Below are 19,137 nucleotides of genomic sequence, written 5' to 3'. Positions count from 1 at the left end.
AAAATCGTTTCATAATGAAATAAACAACACCATCGTGATAAAACATTATGGCAAAAAATTATTATGAAGAATTAGGGGTTACACGCAAAGCCTCTGCTGATGAAATTAAAAAAGCTTATCGAAAATTAGCCCGCAAATATCATCCAGACATCAGCAAAGAAAAAGATGCCGAGGAAAAGATGCAGGCCATTAATGTTGCCTACGACACATTAAGCAATGCAGAAAAAAAAGCCGAATATGACCAAATGTTAGATCATCCTCAAGGTTTTAATAACTTTGGTCAGGGTGCTGCACAAGGTGGTTTTGATGGAGCACAGTTTTATCGCCAAGGTTTTACAGGTGGTGAACAAGCAGACTTTAGTGGTTTTGAAGATTTATTTGGTCGCTTTGGTGCAGGCTTTGGCGGTGGGCAACAACAATATCAAAGACAACAACGTAGTTATCGCGGTGAAGATCAACATGCCAGCATAGAGGTTGATCTTGATATTGCCTATCATGGTTCAACACAGCAAATTACTTTGCAAATTCCAACCATAAACGCTTATGGCGAACCTGAAGTTCAACGCAAAACCTTGCAGGTGAAAATACCAAAAGGCATGAAAGAAGGTCAACAAATACGCTTAAGTGGACAAGGCCAAAGCGGGATTAATGGCGGTGCCAACGGCGATCTTTATATTGAAATCCAGTATAAAGATACAGACCGTGTTCATGTTGAAGGCAGTGACGTATATCTGACCGTAGATGTAGCTCCTTGGGAAGCGGCACTAGGTCAAGGTATTGAAGTAAAAACTCCAGCAGGATCCTTACATGTCAATTTACCTAAAAATGCCAAACAAGGACAACAGCTACGCTTAAAAGACAAAGGGATACCAAATAAAACGCCAGGCCATCTTTATTTAATTTTAAATATTGTATTCCCCCCAGCAAATTCTGAAAAAGAAAAAGAAGCGTATCAGCAACTGGCAGAAGCCTTTGCTTCATTCGAACCTCGTTCATCTCATTAGGGAGCAAGATCATGACAACCATTCACTATCGAGAAATTGTATATGACGGCCATACCTTTAGTGCAGAGGTCGTTGATGAACAATCGACATTTGATTTACAACAATTTGCCCAAGCTTGCGGCCAAAGTCCTGACTGGATTCTTCAGCTCATTGAATATGATATTTTATCAGTCGAGAACACACCTGAGGCACACCAGTTTATGGGTGAAGATGTCGCACGTGCACGTAAAGCGTATCGTCTACAACGTGACTTTGACGCAAGTTTGGCAGCAGTTGCTGTGATGTTAGATTTGATTGATGAAGTGCAACAACTTAGAAAACAGTTGAAGCATTTTCATTAGATTAGATAGTGACGACGGAGTCCTACGGGCACTCACTATCTATTTCATCAGCCAATTACGTTACTTTTGTTTTGGCAAAAGTAACCAAAACCATTGTCATCCACAAAACCTGTTCACTTCTTTCATTTAAAATATTACTTTGCAAAAACAATAACTTCTAAATTATGGGCAGGTTGTGGATGACGCTTAGCTCAAGCAAATTTGGAAAAAATTCAATAAAAATTGAAGAATTATTTCAACCGAGTAATCTTTTCCACTTCCTTCAAAGTCTGCTTAATCGGTTCATATTCCAGAAACCAAAACAAATTCATCCGATCTTGGCGATGCTGTTGAGCTAGTAAATCAATCACACTTTTTTCACCGCGCCCCACTAAATGTTGTCGATAAAAATAGTACAGTAACAAAACAGTACTTAGCAGCATAACACCGAGCATAATCCAGAAACCTACTGGTGATTTAAGCCCTGGAATAAACTCAAAGTTCATTCCATAAATACCGGTTAAAAGCGTAAGCGGTGCAAATACAGCAGTAATAATGGCAAGAATACGCATATTCTCATTGGTCTGGTTGGCAATTGCTGAGAAGTGCAAATCAATCGCCGACTGAATGGCGCTACGTAAACGCAAAGTATGTTTTTGAATACGTTCGACATGACTCATTAAATCATTCAAACGAACTAATAAAAGATCTTGAGAACTATGCGTCTTCTCACCAATAACATGATGATAGTTTTCTACAATTTCATCACGAAACTCTTGTAAGGTTTCGATTTGTTCTTCGCATAGATTTTCGACCTGCTGAAAGGCCATATTTTCATGAAACAGTTGATGCCACTGCTTAAAACGCCGATTCCCTTGTAATAGCTGTTGTTGCCAATGCTCAACCCTTCTAGTTAAAGGTGAACGAATATCAAGGTAGCCATCCACCATGCTATTCAGCAGGCGTAAACATAAATCTACAGGCGAATTAGGCAGCTTACGGGTTTTGTTTTGTTCTTCCAAAGTTTTACATAAAATATTTTCGAGACGTTGAATATAGTTTTCAATCGACTTATTGCCTTGCTCACGAACACTAATCAGAACTTTAGGGGTAAAAATAAAGCTAATCGGCGTGGTTGCTAGACCAAATACACTCTCATGGGATTCCCCATTTTTAATTTCATCATCAGGTGTAACGAGCTTTCTAAAAATAAGCAGGTCGTATTCTTCAAGCGTATCAAATGCACAAGGATGCTCAATATTCGCAATATCTCGCATATGAAATTCATTGATAACCACATCTGAAAGCTGTTGAATTGTTTGTTGCCATTCTTCGTTATGGTTCACCACATCCGTTCTGACACTATCAATCCAGAAAAACTCCAGAATGTGTTCATTATGTTGCTCACGGCTTAAAAAGACATAGCCGTCAGCGTGATGACGATAAAAGTAATAAACCTGCATACCACAATGATCTGTTTTTGTATTACTTGCATCATGCCATAAAAAAAGTCCGCATCAAGCGGACTTTTTCATGTCACCAGAACAATTATGCTTGTTCAATGTCTTTCATAGTCAATTTGATACGACCACGATTATCAACATCAGCAACTTGTACTTTCACTTCCTGACCTTCTTTAAGAACATCAGTTACGTTCGCAATACGTTCATTTGAAATTTGCGAAATGTGAAGAAGACCATCAGTACCCGGCATGATGTTTACAAACGCACCGAATTCTACAATACGAATTACTTTACCGTCATAGATCTTACCTGGTTCAACTTCAGCAGTAATTGCTTGAATCTTAGCAATTGCAGCTTTAGCAGCAGCTTTAGTTTCACCAAATACGCGAACAGTACCGTTGTCTTCGATATCAATTGCAGCTTTAGTTTCTTCAGTAATTTGACGGATAGTTGCGCCGCCTTTACCAATAACATCACGGATCTTGTCTGGGTTAATGTTAATAACTTCAAACGTCGGTGCATGAGCACTGATTTCAGCACGCGCACGTGAAATGACTTTATTCATTTCGTTTAGGATGTGCATACGACCAGCAAATGCTTGATTTAATGCAACTTCCATAATTTCTTCAGTAATACCTTCAATCTTGATATCCATTTGAAGCGCAGTAATACCGTTTGCAGAACCTGCTACTTTAAAGTCCATATCACCTAAGTGATCTTCATCACCCAAGATGTCAGAAAGTACTGCGAAACGCTCGCCTTCCTTCACTAAGCCCATTGCGATACCCGCAACTGGTGCTTTAAGCGGAACACCTGCATCCATAAGTGATAATGAAGCACCACATACAGAAGCCATTGAAGATGAACCGTTAGATTCAGTAATGTCAGATACAATACGAATTACATACGGGAAGCGGTCAGCAGCAGGAAGAACTGCTTGAACACCACGACGTGCTAAACGACCGTGACCAATTTCACGACGCTTAGGACCAGATTCACGGCCTGTTTCACCTACAGAGTATGCAGGGAAGTTGTAGTGCAACATGAAGTTGTCAGTTTTAGTACCAGCAAGGGTATCAACCATTAACGCATCACGAGTATTACCCAAAGTTGTTGTTACCAACGCCTGAGTTTCACCACGTGTAAATAATGCAGAACCGTGTGCACGATCTAATACGCCAACTTGAACGTCGATAGCACGAACAGTTTTAGTATCACGGCCATCAATACGTGGCTTACCTGACAAGATGTTGTCACGTACTGTACGGTATTTAAGGTCTTCGAATAATTCGTTTACTTCATCAGCAATACCAGTTTCGTCATTTTCTGGAACGAACTGAGCTACAGCTTCTGCATAAAGTGCATCAAGTGCTGCATAACGATCTTGTTTAACCGCAATTGTATATGCTTCAGAAATTTTAGCTTCGAAAGCTGCTTTTAATTGCTCAAGAAGAGCTTCGTTTTTAGTTGGAGCAACCCAAGTTGACTCAACAGCACCAGCAGCGGCAGCAAATTCTTTGATCGCTTGAATTGCGATTTGCATTTCGTCATGACCGAAAAGAACAGCACCCAGCATTTGGTCTTCTGAAAGTTCTTTCGCTTCAGATTCAACCATCAATACAGCAGATTCTGTACCTGCAACCACAAGGTCAAGGTCACTTTCTTTCAACTGTTCGAAGTTCGGGTTAAGAACATATTCACCGTTGATTAAACCAACACGTGCGCCACCAATTGGACCACGGAAAGGAGTACCAGCAATAGACAATGCTGCTGATGTACCAAGCATTGCTGCAATGTCAGCATCCATAGTTTTGTCAGAAGAAACAACAGTTGCTGTTACTTGGATTTCGTTGAAGTAACCTTCTGGGAACAACGGACGAATTGGACGGTCAATAAGACGTGAAATTAAAGTTTCAGCTTCAGAAGCACGACCTTCACGCTTACCGTAACCACCAGGGATACGACCAGCTGCATATTGTTTTTCTTGATAGTTAACTGTTAACGGGAAGAAGTCTTGACCCGCTTTTGCTTTAGGTTGAGCAACAACTGCAACTAAAACAGTTACGCCACCCATAGTGATTAAAACTGTGTTTGCTTGACGTGCAACGCGACCCGTTTCTAAAACGACTTGATGTTGACCGAATTGGAATTCTTTACGAACGATATTAAACATTGACATGTATTGTATTTTCCTAATTTTATTCTAGTGAGACCCCTAAGGTTTGGCATTCAGACTACACCGATTGGTAGATAAATGACAAAGCTTAGAAGCCATCACACTAGATCAATTATTTAAAATAAGTTAAACGCAAAGAAGGAGCGCACAAGCGCCCCTTCTAAAAATCACTTAACCTAACATTAAGTGAAACTCTCTTTTCAGCGATAAAGCATTGCGACATGCGAAATAGCGAAAACAAAGTAAAAATCGAATTAACGACGTAAACCTAAAGCACCGATCAAAGCAGTGTAACGACCGTGGTCTTTACCATTTAAGTAGTCGAGCAATTTACGACGTTGGTTAACCATACGGATCAAACCACGACGGCTATGGTGGTCGTGTTTGTGAGCTTTGAAGTGACCTTGTAAATCATTGATTTGAGCAGTCAATAAAGCTACTTGTACTTCTGGTGAACCAGTGTCATTTTCAGCGCGAGCAAATTTAGCAATGATCTCTGCGCGGTCTGCATTAGTTAAAGCCATTCGATTTCTCCGAGATGCTTAAAAAAGTAAACGATATGAATCAGTTGAGGCAACTGACTGCCGTGCATCACTACAGCAAGTCGCCTATTTTAAGGTATCTATAGGTGGATTGCAAAATAGTTTTCAGTAACTTGTCATTTTAGACACTGACATGAAGACCTTAACCCTGCACACTAGCCTCGAATAAAAAGAAAGAAGCGCGAGGGACGTGTGAAAATTTTTTCAACCAACACTTGTCCAGTACCGGACAATATTGAGCAAGTCATTCGACAAAAAGATGAAGTTGCTGCTGAACAGGGTGGAATGAGCGATCACCAGATTCAAAAAATCTGGAAAAGTATAGAAGGACTATATAAAACCGGAAACTATCCACTCATTACCTTTTGTTTACGCAGACAAGGTAAAATTTTACTCAATCGAAGCATTGGATATGCTCAAGGGAACTCTCCAGCAGGCCTTCAAGAAAATGCCCTGATTGCAACACCTGACACACCTGTTTGCCTATTTTCAGCATCAAAGATGATTACAGCCATGTTGATTCATCTATTAGATGAAAAAGGCGAAATCAACTTGCTTGATCCCGTGAGCTATTATGTTCCTGAATATGGGGTAAATGGTAAGCGTCGTGCAACGATCTTTCATTTATTAGCACATCGTGGCGGCATTCCTTATATTGATGGCGATGTCACACCAGATTTATTATTTGATAAAGACGAAATTTTAAAACGTTTATATGCTGCCCGACCTGTGTCTCCTGCTGGTAATCACCTTGCCTATCATGCTGTTACGGCAGGTTATATTTTAGGAGAAGTTATTGAACGGGTGACTGGGCAGGATTTACGTGAGTTTGTACATCAAACTATCGAAAAACCAATGGGGATGCCTTATTTCAATTATGGCTTAAAACCAGAATACCGTTCAGAAGTCGCCTTAAACTGTGCAACAGGTCTGCACCCACGCCTTGGTACCGATCACTATCTGAATCATGTATTAGGTGGCGGTTTACAACTTGCAGTTGATGTAACTAACGATAGTCGTTTTATGGACACCATTTGCCCAGCTGGGAACATCTATACCAGTGCAGAACAAGCTGGCCGCTTCTTTGAAATGCTTTTAAGTGGAGGAAGCTACGGCGGTCGGCAAATCTTTAGTGAGAAAACAATTTTCAGAGCAACACTGCCAACCACAGGCGTTAACATTGACCGTACTTTGCTGATTCCAATGCGCTATGCTTTAGGACCAATGTTAGGTAGCAATCCTGTAGGTCTTTTTGGCCCAATGACAGGACAAGCATTTGGTCATTTAGGATTCTCTAACATTTTATGTTGGGCCGACCCTGAAAGAGATATCAGTGTTTCCTTATTAACAACTGGTAAATCTGTAGTGGGTACTCACCTACCTGCTTTAGCTAAAGTGCTCTATCAAATCTCAACCCAATGTCCACGTATACCGAGAGATCAACGCCGTTCGTTATTTGGTAGTGATTCTCATGAAACTGACTTAGTGTAGAAACAAATAAAAAACCCAAGCATTTCTGCTTGGGTTTTTTGCGCTGTAGTTTTTGTTTATCGTGTTATTACTGTTTTTATTGTCGTTGGTGAGATGCTAGTCACATCCTTCTTGTTGTTTTAACTCACTTCCGATGTTTTCGTTTCTATTTCCTTATGTGATGTATTGTGACATATCCAATTATGAAGAAAAGTAGTATTTTTCTTATCATCATGTAAGTGAAAACGTACAGGTCTGTATAATATTTGGTAAATAGCCATTTTTTACCTTTAACGTACAGTTCTGTATAACATATAACTTAACAATTCACAGGAAAAATGCCTGTTTTGAAATCATATTATAGATAAATATATTGATATTATTGATTTAAATCTTTAGACAAAAACAGAGTGAAGATAGTGTTAAAAACGAAACGTTCGAATGCTTTTTGAAACATGGTGAAAAGTAGAATATAAAAAAGCCCTGTAGTCTCTCCCAAAACTACAAGGCTTAGCGGCTGTAAGTTTCCTCTTTATACACCTACTTCATTGTAAGTTCGCAGTCTCTCGACTTAAGTTATTATTATTGTGCGATTTTGCCCGACATTCCGTGCCAAGCTCGTTGTGCGTTTATAATCTCAAAAACACGGGGTGTACTCTAGCAGCAAATATCTCGAATCTATGTAAGCTTTTTCTTACAAGGGTAAAAATATTAAGTTTGTCTTAACGAACTAACCGATTAACTTTTTGAACTAAACCGCTTTTTCGTGTAGTACGAACTGTAAATGCTTGTAATAAAGCCTCTTGATGCACTAAAAGACTGACTACTTTCTTAGCTCGTGTAATCGCAGTGTAAATAAGTTCTTGGCTTAATAAGTTCTTGGCAGCCTGATCTAAAACGACAGCAGTATGGGTAAATTCAGACCCTTGCGATTTATGAATTGTTAAGGCAAATGCACTTTGAATACTTTTAGGTAATCGATTTGCAGCAACCCATTTGTTCAAACTTGGAAAATATACTTCGAACTGCTGTGGCTGAGTTCTGTGCTCAAAACACAAACCAATATCGCCATTTGAAATACCGAGCTGATAATCGTTATAAGTCATCATTACAGGACGACCCACATACCATCCTCCAAGAGTCACTATTGAAAGTTGCTGCTGCAACCAACGCTGCGCACATTGGTTTAACTGCTGCAACCCAAACGGGCCATGCCGAACCGCGGTTAAAATCCGGTAGTCATCAAATGCTTTTACTACATTTTGGACCTGTTCAATCGAGCGCTCTTCTTTTAAATAATTTTTTAGACTCTGTACATACCCTTGGAAACCGAGCATTAGCTTTTGATAATAGGTATCTAGGTCTAATAGATTCCCTTCTGGTAAATATTCAAGCTGAACAACATCAGGCATATCTCTTTGTAAAAGTATGGGCTTTAATTCTGAAACCTGAACAATATCAACTTCAAACCGCTGTAAAACCTCTACATGGTCTTGTTGATAGCTTTGAGCCTGAATAAATTTAGCCACTTGTCCAATCAATGCCCCTTCAGCAAAACGACGACTGGTTTGTAATTGTACTCGGTTATCAGCCAACGCCTGTATTTGCTGCAAATCTGCAAGAACCGCGCCGACATCGACAGAAGCAAGCTGATTTGCATCTCCTAATAAAATAATTCGACAAGACTCAGGCACAGCTTCAAATAAAAGAGTAGCCAGATTTAAATCCAGCATGGAAGCTTCATCGACGACAATCACGTCATAAGGCAAAGGCTGTTTTTGATTAAACCGTGGTGTCTGGCTATGTCCCATCCCCAACAAACGGTGAATCGTTTGTGTTCCCTGATTTCTGAGCTCTTCGCCAACTAATCCGGACTCAAGCAATTTAGGATCATTAAACGAGTTCTGTAAAGCTTCTTGCATTCGCTGTGCTGCTTTACCTGTTGGAGCAGCCATCGCTACACGAATATGTGGAATTGCTTGGCTAAGTACAGCAATAATACGTGCCAGCGTATAAGTCTTACCTGTACCCGGCCCACCGGTAATAATACTCAGGCTCTGCCGAGCAACCATTTGTAAAGCTGCCTGTTGATGAGGATCGGTAAGCAGGTCTAAATAGTCATCACAAGAGACAGGTTGAATTAATTGTTGCTTTAATCGACAAATTTGTTCTGCAAGTCGTTGCTCTAGGTGCCAATATCGGTATAATGCCAACCCCTGCTCATCGTAGACGCACGGCGCAACTTTTGAGGTTGCTTGATCGGCAGATATAGCAAGCTGACCAAGTGCTGCAATTTGCTCTGAACTGATATCAATACAACTATCGCCTTGTAAGCTCGCTTCAATAAGCTGCTGCAAGTAAGAAGTAGCTTCTGTCACTTGCGATTGTTCAGTAAATGGAGCCTGATTTAAGAAGTTACTCCACGTTGTTAACCAGCTTAAATCGGCTTGTTCAGGGCTGTTTAGATTGTCCACACACTTATCCACCTAGTTTTCCACACGCTTGTCCACATGGTTATAGACAGGCTTATCCACATGCCAAGTATTTGTTAATCTTCAAATTACGCATTTTATCAGCATTTTTCATGCTATTTTATCCTCAGCAAAATACCCCAAAATGGCATCAAGACGCAGAATAAACTCAATGCTAGGCTGCCAGTAATAATAGCCCTGCTCAGCTTCACCATTCATGCCACGTAAATAAAGATAAGTTGCCCCACCTAAGTGTTGCTCAATTTGGTAATCCTGCATTTTGACTTGCAAATAGCGATGTAATGCAACGAGATATAAACCTGCCTGTAGCCAATAACTTGCCAAAGACATGCTTTGGGCAATGCTATCGCTACGATAATCTGCAAGATCATCACCTAAATAATTACTTTTATAATCGGCAATGTGGTAACGCTGCCCATCAAAATAAACTAAATCGATAGAACCATTGAGGTAACGCGCTGAACGTGCTTCAAGTAATTCAGGCATATTCAAACCATACTCAGCGAAAAGCTGCTGAATACGTGTCATCGCTAGAACCCGATCTGAGAGTGCTAAATAAAAAGGAAACTCTGACAAATACTGCTCTTGTTTAAGCTGATTTAGTCGGAAACCTTGATCAAGCGGCGTTTGCAAAATATCTTTCAGCCACTCTGCAACGGACTGGTAAAGCAGATTCTCGGCATCTTCTTGCTCTGGGAAGCTCTCGTTATATTTATTAAGTAAATCTTGCCAAAGACTACTATAGTCATTTTTAAAACGACGACGTATTTCACTTACCCAGTCATCTGAACATTGAAAATCGATGTGCTCAAAGATTTCATGTAAGAAATTACCAGCAAGCGTTCCTCGAGGGAAGTTACTCTTGATCCAGTCAATCGGCTGAGCACTGATTGCCTCAGCAGTGTTAATTAAATCTAGCTCATCTTCTGCCAATACAGCATCATTGCTCTGACTCGCCAATAAATCTGTGCCAGCCTTATGTTTTAAATGCTGTGCCAAATAACTGAAACTGGTTTTACCTCTCGAATAAAAACGTTGTTCAGGAAACCGTTGCGCTTGTATTTCAATAATACTTGTTTGTTTGGCTAAATGAATTGCCTGTGGAATCTGCTCCAAAACCATTTCATCCGTACAGCAACGGTGTTGAAAAGGCTCAGTCCTATTTTTCCAAAACGCGAGGCCTGATACTGATTTACCATCCACATCTTGTAAAAGTGCATAGACGCGGTGGCTTGCTCGCGTTAAAGCGACATACCAAAGACGATTCTGTTCAGCGAGCGCTCGCTCTTCATGTTGCTTAAGTTCAACTTCATTCAAATAAGTCTTATCAGCAATCGCAACTACACGTTGAGTCAAGGTCTGACTTGAGTCTGGTTGAACTATATCTTGGGTCGAAAAATTGAGTGTTTTATTATTTTCTCGAAAGGGCTTGTCTGCACCTAATAAAAATACAATCTTAAATTCCAGCCCTTTTGACTGGTGAATTGTCATGAGCTGAACACCAGCTTCACTCGATAATTTACGTTCTAATTCCCAATCACGGTCAAGAGGAGAACGCAACTGTTTGAGATACCAGTGATAAAGGTTCTGAGCACCTGAGTATTTCTCACTGTGCTGACTCAGAATTTCAGTTAAATGACGCAAGTTCACCACAACCCGTTCATTATCTTTACTTTGAGCTGCAACCAAATTTTGCCATATATCAAACTGGATGAGGCATTGTTGCCATGCCACTAAAAAGCCTTGAGTGGACCACAACTCTCTAATCGTGTCAAAACCAGTCATAAACTGGCTTAACCCTTCGGCTGTCTGCTCAAGTTGCAAGAGTTGTTTTAAATCCATGGCAAATAGACGGCTAATCAAAGCTCGCTTCACTTTTGCTTCATCGTAAGGATGAAGTATGGCGGTCAGCAAAGCCCCCACGTCTTGAGCAATCGAGCAATCGAAAACACTTCGTTTTGATGGCCTATTAACCCTAATTCCTAAACGTTCTAGCTCAAATTGAACTTTATCCAGCCCATCATGATTACGAGACAATACCGCAATATCATCTTCGTTTAAGGTTTGAGTCTGAGTATCTTTTTGAAAATATAGTTGTCCAGCATGTGACTGGTTAAGTAGATCTCGAATCTTCCATGCAACTTGCTGAGCCTCTGTTTCTTTATCTTTGAGCATTAACCAGCGTAAAGGGTGAGGATTATGATTATTCTGCTCAATCAGTACAGGATGAGGCCGAGTGCCTGCTCGAATTGGGTCATATTGAACTTCTTCACCAAAATCAATTTGTCGTTGAAATAAGGCGTCGACCACATCAACCAGATCAGCAACAGAACGATGGTTATGAATTAACTTATATTCACGACCATGTTTGGCTTGAATATCTTTATAGGCATTTAAGAAGGTGAGCATATCCCCACCGCGGAAACCGTAAATCGCCTGTTTACGGTCACCCACCATAATCATGCAACCTTTTTGGTAGCGCTCTGGATGGCGCCAAATGCTCGCCAGCATATCGTCTTGATCTTGGTTGGTATCCTGAAATTCATCAACCAAAATTAAGGGATAACGCGCCTGCACAAACACAGCGAAACGCTGTCCCTGTTCACCTTTTAAAGCTTCAGAAAGTGTTCGAATTTGCTGAGAAAAAGTAGTTTCACCTTTATTTTGTAAAACTTGTGGTAAACGTTTTTTAACCTCAACACATAAATAGGCTTTTAAAAAAATATGAAGCTGGTCGAACTGCTCAGCGTAGTTTTTCAGCACACCAAATAGCTGTTGAATCTGTTGAATACAAGGATGTTGATAGAAACCATCTGAAATTTCAGCAGGACATTTCTTAAAAACTTTCTGATCGGCAAGTTGACCTAAAAACTTAAAAACAAGTTCTCGTTGTGCGGCTAATGACCCATCAAAAACCAAAATGCTGTCGCTTTGCTTTAGAACTTGTAGTAGCTGCGGTAAACATTCACTAAATAGTTTATTAAATGCCCCATTTCTAAATACTGTCCCGCTCACATGTTTATAGTGCTCGCCATCAAGCAAGTAATATGCTTCTAAAAGACTGATATCAATTTCTGTCGCTAATTGTTTGAGCTGAGCAAGTTGTTCAAACTGAATGGTTGGCTTTTCAGGAAGTTTAAAATGAGCAGAACTAAAGTTAAGTGAGTCTTCGACCAGTTTGACAAAACTATCGACACTTTTTAATTCACCTGCCAGATACAACGCATCAATCACGGTCTGAGGTTGAGACTGTATCCATTCACGCAGTACATCATGAATCAGTTGTCGACTATAGGTTTTAGCATCATCGGTGATTTGAGCACGTTCAATTTTGCCACTCTCAAAGGCAAACTCACGTAATAGTTTTTGGCTAAAGCTATCGAGTGTCCCGACAAATAACTCGTCTAACTGATCTATAACCAATTTCAAACGTTCACACGCATAGGCAATACGCGTCGCAAAATGCTTTAGAATATGCTGGAGTAATAAATCAGGTTCTTGCTCTGCCTGCATAAGTAATTCTTGTTCTGTAAAACTACGCTTGGCATCTAAATAACGGTACGTTTCAACCAAACGTGCACGAATACGGCTTTTTAACTCGGCAGCAGCAGCACGGGTAAACGTGGTCGCAATAACTTGTCTAGGCAAGTACTTTTCAAGAAAGATACGGACCATCAAGCTCGATAAGGTATAGGTTTTCCCTGTTCCTGCCGAAGCTTCAATTAAATGTAAGCCACTAAATTCAATATCAATAATAGGTTGATAAGACACCTGTACTCTTGAGTTCATGTCTTACTCCGAATGTTGAAATTGAAAAACTGGATGATACAAATCATATGCAAACTCATCACAAGCATGTTGAAGCAAAGCTTGAGCATCTTGTTCTTGTAAAATAAAGCTCCAGTCTTGATGCAACTTACAAGCTTCATTTTGAGTCATATCCATTGTGGTAAATGACCCTGTTTCATTCCAGTATTTTAACAGCTCAGTGTAGCTCTTCTCATCCAGTTTTGCTTTTTCTGCCTGATTTGTTGTTTCCCACTGATATGCTTTGGCTTTTTCTAATGGTTTTAATAATAAGGCTGCTGGTAGAACCAATGGTTGTTGCTGTGCATGACGCCAGATTTTAAACCATGGCTGTAAATATTGCCGAGCTTGCTCAGAACTTACACCACTACAAATCACAGTTTGATCGCTAAAAACCACAATACGGCGTTTTTCAGCTCCTGCACTACCCTCATTCAAATAAGCTAACCAGAGCAGATATTCTAACCAAACTTTAGCCCGTCTTTTTGCGCGAGCACTTGAAGGTTCCATGCTGACCCAGTCCCGAGTTTCAGACTTCGGAACGGTAATATTCATATGAAGCTGTTTAGCAATTCGCCAAATACGCTGAGTTGTTTGTGTCACTGCAGGTGCATAATGATGAAGGCGTTCAAGCAAACATTCTTGCTCGAACACACCTTGTTGCCATGCGCTATATTTGACTTTACCTACAGGCAACTGATCAATTAATACTTCAGGTTGTGCTTGCTGTTTAGATTGTTGTAAAAAATGTCGAATCGCATAACGCCCTAAACCATCTAATAGCAAAGGTTCATTTTGGTCGAGCACTCCAACACTTCCTAAGTTTTCTACCCCTAAAGTCTTCAAATATAACCGTGCAGGGAATGTCACATCCTTTATCCACTGCTGACTTTCTAAAACCAACATATCCGGTGCTTGTAGCGGATAGGCTGTGTTCGCCCAAGGTTGACGGTTTCCTGAAATTTGCTGAATTTGTGAAGCGACCTTAAACCAGTGATCTTGGTAACGGATAACACTTTTTTCTACAGTGAAACCTTTCGGGTCGAAGGGCTGTAAATTATGTAAGTGATAGAGTTGTTTTAATTGTGATGGAATTTCAATCCCTTCAATAACGACACTTTCAGGTACACCGTCTTCAGCTTTCACAATCAAGGCAAGATGTTCACGGAACTCTTGAAGAATACTGGAGGGTTCGCGCACCTCGCCATCGTTCACATCAAAGCCGTTATAAAACAGCCATAAATTTTCTTGGGCTAATAATAAAGCATCTAAAAACGCCCCTTGATCATCTTCAAGTCGAGAGCGATCGCCTAACTGTTGACGCAGTGCATCCATTAAATCAAATGGAACATGGGTATCGCGGTTTGGAAATTGCCCTGCATCCAGATTTAGCAGGACCATTAAACGATAAGGTAACGGTCGAATGTGTCCAATTTGGGCAAAAGTAATTTGCCCAGTCGGCTCAGCTTGCGCACTTTGACTTTCTAAAGTCCGTTGAATTTCTTCAATAATATAAGGCAGAGGCAAAGTAATTTTGCGCAAAGTTCCTGTTTCTGTCTCGGCGTAATAGCTTGCGAGCGTTAACATTCGTTCTTGTTTTTTAACAATTTCACGCACAGCTTTTAGAGCAGCAACACCGACCTGCTCAAATTCAACAATATCTTTGCCCAGCACTTGGAGCCAATATTCAACCGTATAGACTTTCCCTTGTTCATGCAGAGTCAGCCAATCACGGCGCTCGTTCAAATCTTGATAAATCTGAATGAGTGTACCCACCAGCTCAAAATCACTCGGTTGAACTTTCGCATAACTCAACACTTGATTGAACGTTGCATGCACAGGCACAGCAATGCCAAGAGCCAATCGCTCTAAGGCAAATTTAAAGCTATATCGGTAATCATCATCCCCTTCACACAAACTACGTTTGAGATGCTCTGCATCTAGCCCTCGTTTAAAGCCCGCATCGGCAAGTAAATTTAAAATTCGCTCAACCTGAACATACTCAAGTTCATAACGTTGCTGGGTCGCATGCAAACTTAACCAGTCAGCAAAATCATCAAAGCTAAAACGGCCCTGCATCAGTTGAATACGCCCAATTACGGCACGCCAAGCGTTAAGTGCATCGAGTGATGCAACACCTGCAATTTTCACTGGCAAATGTACACCTTGCTCAGTGGCAGTAGCGGGAAATACACTTCGAATTAAAGGCTCTATATCAGCCAAATTAGGAACTAGAACTAAAATATCGTTTGGACGGCGCGGCTGTTCATGTGGTTTAGACAACCAACCAATTAACTGCTCTTTTAAAACTTCAAGCTGACGTAAAGTTGAATGACAAACATGAATCTGAATCGAGTCATCGTCTGGAGCGAGTTCATATTGTTTCGCTTGAGGTTCCACTAAATGCAAAATATCTGACTGAACTTTACCGAGCAGACTTTCAGGAAAATCATCCACAAAAGCATCAACCCACTTACCTTCTTCACCCGTAGATAAATTCGACAATAGTGAAAAGTGGTCGCGGGCTTGTTTTCCTAATCTGGTTAAAAGCGGATGTCTAGACTCACGCGCTTCAGCATTAAAATTGAGTGTAAATTTATTAAAGAAATCGCTAATTTCAGCATCAGTAGCCTTTGGATTTTTCGCAATAAAACGCTCTTTTACACCTAAATCATAACGCTGCTTCCAGAGCGGATCGACACTATCGGCCCAATATTCTTGTGAAGGGTTATAGTGCAAAATCAAGACATCAATATATTGACCTAAACGGCGCAAGAACTGTAACTGACTTGGTGGTAAATCTAATAATGTAAAAATCACTACTTGATTAGGTAATCTTGAAATAGCACGCTTACTGCGGTCCGGATGATCTAACTCTTGCCAAAACAATGCATCAATTTGCTGCATTTGCAAAAAGTCATCATGAAAATGTTGCTGCCACAACCAACGCTGCCAACGTTCTAGCTCCTCAGTTTGATGTAATGCAAAAGCAGTCACTTCTTCATCTTTCTGCACAATATATTTTTCAATATCGAGTGCTCGGCCCTGTCCCCAAGCAGATAACCAGTTTTCCGGACAGGTACAACTATTTTCACAACCACGCTGGCACTGTCCACGATAAATCATATAGTTGCTAAATAGATCGGCAACCTGCTCAGCGACCCAATACAGCATTTTTTGTTTTTTTAATTGTTTATCTATGCCTTGTTCGAGTCGATCTGCACTGTCATAAATACGCTGAACAATAGAATGTAAAGGATGCGACGAATCTATACTTATCGTGTCTGGTTGAATGAATTCGTGCAAAGCTTGATGCACTCGCCATTTAAAAATTAAACGTGGAATGTTCGCTTTACGAACCTGTTCTTTATGCGCAGTTAAAACTTGCTGGTAGGCGTACCACTGGAAGCCACGTACCCGTTGGTGAAACTGGTAATTAGCACTCATGCCTTGCTGTTCTGCAAGTTTTTGTATCAGCCACTGCTCGACCGCAGGACTTGGAACAATAAAATGCTGGGTTTTCAAAACCTGTAATGGATGCGTTGAAGCTTGAGATGTAGACGTCAATACACCTTGCAACAACACATCAATACGTTGACTTTGAATAACATGAATCCCCATTTATTTCATATCCTGCTTGCATAATTTATGCACAAAATCATAAACATTCATTACTATACAACTGAATCTGACTATGTCACGTTGGTTTAAACACAGCATAATTTAACTTTAGGTGTCACTTACACTTGGTTTAAATGACGCCATCAAGAAACTTATACAGGTAGACATTATGAAAATTGACAAGATTCCTGACTATATTGATCCTAGCCTAAATCTGGAACAAATTCGCGATGAGTGTCATGATCTCATCAAAAAAAGAGCTTACGTCTCAGCAGGAGCGGCAATTGTACCGATTCCTTTTTTTGACGTGGCAGTCGATTTGGGAATTTTGTCGTACCTTATTCCAGATATCAATTCCCGTTTTGGCTTAGCACCTGAACACGTGAGTGTCTACGACCCGAAAACTAAAACAGTTCATTGGGATGAACTACGTAAACGCGGTTTTGAATTTTCAGGCTTTGTAGTAGCGCGTACTACAGTTAAAAAAACATTTAATGGCTTTCTTGGCAAAATCGTAACGAAACAGGTGACTAAATTTATACCACTAGGTGGGCAAATTGTAGCAGCAAGTTTAGGCTATTTCATGATGAAAAAAATAGCAGAAACTCATCTGAATGATAGTTATAACCTTGCAAAACGTATTCAGCAAAAAAGCCGTAGCACTATTGTAAATTAATGTTTGCCTTGTAGCTGAGAGCTTAGTCTGCTCTCAGCTGTTTTAAAATGGCCTTCAACACTTCTAAACGTGCCGTATATTTATCATCGGTTGCGACAATATACCAAGGTGCATATTCAGTACTAGTTCGCTCAAACATATCTGCGGCCGCTTTTAAATAATCGTCCCACTTATCACGATTACGCCAATCTTCCGCAGTGATTTTAAAGCGTTTATGCGGTGTTTCTTCTCTGGCTTTAAAACGCTGCTCTTGCTCATCTTTACTAATCGCTAGCCAAATTTTTACCACTATCGTTTGACTATCAAATAAATCTTTTTCAAAGCGATTTATTTCATCGTAAGCACGCTGCCATTCTAAAGGTGAAGCAAACCCTTCAACTCGCTCTACCAGCACTCGGCCATACCAAGTACGGTCAAAAATCGTGATTTTTTCAGCTTCATTAATGCGGTTCCAAAAGCGCCATAAGTAAGGATGTCGAGCTTCAAAGCGTTCAGGTGCACCAATACAATGAATATCATATTCACGCGGGTCTAAGTTTTTAACGATTCTCTTAATGGCCCCACCTTTACCAGCAGCATCCATGCCTTCAAAAGCAATCACGACATTGCGTTTATCAAAACGCATGGCATCGGCAATTTTTTTACTCAGCTTATCCAGCTCTTTTTTATATTCAGCTTTTTCAAGTGGTTCATTAGAAGGTTTTAATAAACTCTCTGGAATTTTAGCTTGCTGCCATTTTCCTTTAACTTCAGTTTCATGCTCTGGAAGTTGACGCATGTGTTGTAAAAGGTATTGAGCAAAAAATTGATCACGCTGCTTTTCATCTTCGCCATCAATAATGTACCAATCATCGGTAAAACGACGGCGTAACTTTTGCAAAGTGTCATATTGTTTTTTATTACGCCAGTCTAGACCATGCAGCTTATGCCAGTGTTGCTCTGACGGATCTATTTTATCTAAACGTTTTTGCAGCGATTTCCATGATAGATCGAACCAGACTTTAACCACATCGACATAGTTATTTTTTAAATCTTGCTCAAATGCCCGCATATTTTCAACGTATTCATCAAAACGCGAATCATCTAAAGGCTCGGAAACATGCGTTGCGGTGACGAGCAAATCGCTATACCAGTTGCCGAACATCACCACAATTTGTCCTTCAGTCGGAATAAACTCCGAGTAAGATTGCCAAAATGCTTCTGTGTCTGTCAGCACACGTGGCGCGTCTGCTTTGACTCGTAAATATCGTGGATCTAGCCACTCACGAAGCTGCTTAACGGCCTCGCCTTTTCCAGCCAGTTCAATACCACTCATTAATATCAGTGTGCTTTTAGCGTTGGGTTTGCCCCGACTTTCTTTTAACGCATATTGTGCTTCAATCAAATCGACTGAAAGCTGTTCTTCATCACGAATCTCAAATTTTGGTTGTTGTTCACTCATAGTCCACGGCTCTAATCTTTTATTGTTTAATTTCGATGATCTTTAACTTATGCGGTTAAATGATGAATTGCTATACAAATTATGTCATTGCGACAAAATTCTGTTTAAAAATTGACGCATGAATC

Annotated in this window: 11 protein-coding genes; 4 read left to right on the top strand and 7 right to left on the bottom strand. The window is 40.3% G+C overall.

The annotated features are described in order from the left end of the window. Nucleotides 1-47: 47 nt before the first annotated feature. Nucleotides 48-1,004, top strand: a complete 957-nt coding sequence (locus RMA94_RS03385; protein ID WP_063098020.1) for a DnaJ C-terminal domain-containing protein — start codon at nt 48-50, stop codon at nt 1,002-1,004. An 11-nt stretch (nt 1,005-1,015) separates the two neighbouring features. Beyond that, nucleotides 1,016-1,345, top strand: coding sequence for a chaperone modulator CbpM (locus tag RMA94_RS03380; RefSeq protein WP_002114963.1), 330 nt, complete (start codon nt 1,016-1,018; stop codon nt 1,343-1,345). Between the two features lie 230 nt (nt 1,346-1,575). On the opposite strand, the gene RMA94_RS03375 is transcribed toward RMA94_RS03380, so the two are convergent. The 3 genes from RMA94_RS03375 to rpsO all read right to left on the bottom strand — a co-directional run bounded on the left by RMA94_RS03375 (nt 1,576) and on the right by rpsO (nt 5,487). Continuing rightward, nucleotides 1,576-2,787, bottom strand: a complete 1,212-nt coding sequence (locus tag RMA94_RS03375) for a magnesium transporter CorA family protein (RefSeq protein ID WP_086264328.1) — start codon at nt 2,785-2,787, stop codon at nt 1,576-1,578. 85 nt (nt 2,788-2,872) lie between these two features. Beyond that, a complete protein-coding gene (pnp, locus tag RMA94_RS03370; RefSeq protein ID WP_170814194.1) occupies nt 2,873-4,960 on the bottom strand; it encodes a polyribonucleotide nucleotidyltransferase in 2,088 nt (695 codons plus the stop codon). Nucleotides 4,961-5,217: 257 nt separating this feature from the next. Then, nucleotides 5,218-5,487 carry a 30S ribosomal protein S15 gene (rpsO, locus tag RMA94_RS03365; protein ID WP_002114951.1) on the bottom strand — a complete coding sequence of 90 codons (270 nt, stop codon included), beginning with the start codon at nt 5,485-5,487 and terminating at the stop codon, nt 5,218-5,220. Between the two features lie 210 nt (nt 5,488-5,697). On the opposite strand from rpsO, the gene RMA94_RS03360 reads away from it, so the two are divergent. Further along, nucleotides 5,698-6,996: an EstA family serine hydrolase gene (locus tag RMA94_RS03360; protein WP_014208246.1), complete on the top strand. Its 1,299-nt coding sequence runs from the start codon at nt 5,698-5,700 to the stop codon at nt 6,994-6,996. Between the two features lie 701 nt (nt 6,997-7,697). On the opposite strand, the gene recD is transcribed toward RMA94_RS03360, so the two are convergent. From recD to RMA94_RS03345, 3 genes are all read right to left on the bottom strand, one after another. Continuing rightward, nucleotides 7,698-9,449 carry an exodeoxyribonuclease V subunit alpha gene (gene recD, locus RMA94_RS03355; protein ID WP_311081854.1) on the bottom strand — a complete coding sequence of 584 codons (1,752 nt, stop codon included), beginning with the start codon at nt 9,447-9,449 and terminating at the stop codon, nt 7,698-7,700. A gap of 108 nt (nt 9,450-9,557) precedes the next feature. Beyond that, nucleotides 9,558-13,256 (bottom strand): UvrD-helicase domain-containing protein, encoded by a 3,699-nt coding sequence (locus tag RMA94_RS03350; protein ID WP_039763475.1) that lies wholly within the window; start codon nt 13,254-13,256, stop codon nt 9,558-9,560. Nucleotides 13,257-13,259: 3 nt separating this feature from the next. Further along, complete coding sequence (locus RMA94_RS03345; RefSeq protein ID WP_311081852.1) at nt 13,260-16,895, bottom strand: exodeoxyribonuclease V subunit gamma; 3,636 nt, start codon at nt 16,893-16,895, stop codon at nt 13,260-13,262. A 169-nt stretch (nt 16,896-17,064) separates the two neighbouring features. Here RMA94_RS03345 and RMA94_RS03340 point away from each other — a divergent pair, with 169 nt between their 5' ends. Next, the gene (locus tag RMA94_RS03340; RefSeq protein ID WP_311081850.1) at nt 17,065-17,571 is read left to right on the top strand and encodes a hypothetical protein; all 507 of its coding nucleotides are present in this window, start codon (nt 17,065-17,067) and stop codon (nt 17,569-17,571) included. A 22-nt stretch (nt 17,572-17,593) separates the two neighbouring features. Here RMA94_RS03340 and RMA94_RS03335 read toward each other — a convergent pair whose 3' ends face one another. Then, nucleotides 17,594-19,012: a polyphosphate--AMP phosphotransferase gene (locus RMA94_RS03335; RefSeq protein WP_005065911.1), complete on the bottom strand. Its 1,419-nt coding sequence runs from the start codon at nt 19,010-19,012 to the stop codon at nt 17,594-17,596. Nucleotides 19,013-19,137: the final 125 nt, after the last annotated feature.

This window comes from Acinetobacter sp. V115_6 (genome assembly GCF_031799025.1).
GTDB classification, from domain to species: domain Bacteria; phylum Pseudomonadota; class Gammaproteobacteria; order Pseudomonadales; family Moraxellaceae; genus Acinetobacter; species Acinetobacter pittii.
Note: the sequence above shows the minus strand (reverse complement) of the source record. Positions and strands in the feature narration are given on the sequence as shown.

Bases quoted from the DNA above. Each gene is read 5' to 3' on its own strand.
- RMA94_RS03385 (WP_063098020.1), top strand. From the start codon at position 48: ATGGCAAAAAATTATTATGAAGAATTAGGGGTTACACGCAAAGCCTCT.
- rpsO (WP_002114951.1), bottom strand. From the start codon at position 5,487: ATGGCTTTAACTAATGCAGACCGCGCAGAGATCATTGCTAAATTTGCT.
- RMA94_RS03380 (WP_002114963.1), top strand. From the start codon at position 1,016: ATGACAACCATTCACTATCGAGAAATTGTATATGACGGCCATACCTTT.
- RMA94_RS03375 (WP_086264328.1), bottom strand. From the start codon at position 2,787: ATGCAGGTTTATTACTTTTATCGTCATCACGCTGACGGCTATGTCTTT.
- RMA94_RS03340 (WP_311081850.1), top strand. From the start codon at position 17,065: ATGAAAATTGACAAGATTCCTGACTATATTGATCCTAGCCTAAATCTG.
- RMA94_RS03345 (WP_311081852.1), bottom strand. From the start codon at position 16,895: ATGGGGATTCATGTTATTCAAAGTCAACGTATTGATGTGTTGTTGCAA.
- RMA94_RS03350 (WP_039763475.1), bottom strand. From the start codon at position 13,256: ATGAACTCAAGAGTACAGGTGTCTTATCAACCTATTATTGATATTGAA.
- RMA94_RS03335 (WP_005065911.1), bottom strand. From the start codon at position 19,012: ATGAGTGAACAACAACCAAAATTTGAGATTCGTGATGAAGAACAGCTT.
- pnp (WP_170814194.1), bottom strand. From the start codon at position 4,960: ATGTTTAATATCGTTCGTAAAGAATTCCAATTCGGTCAACATCAAGTC.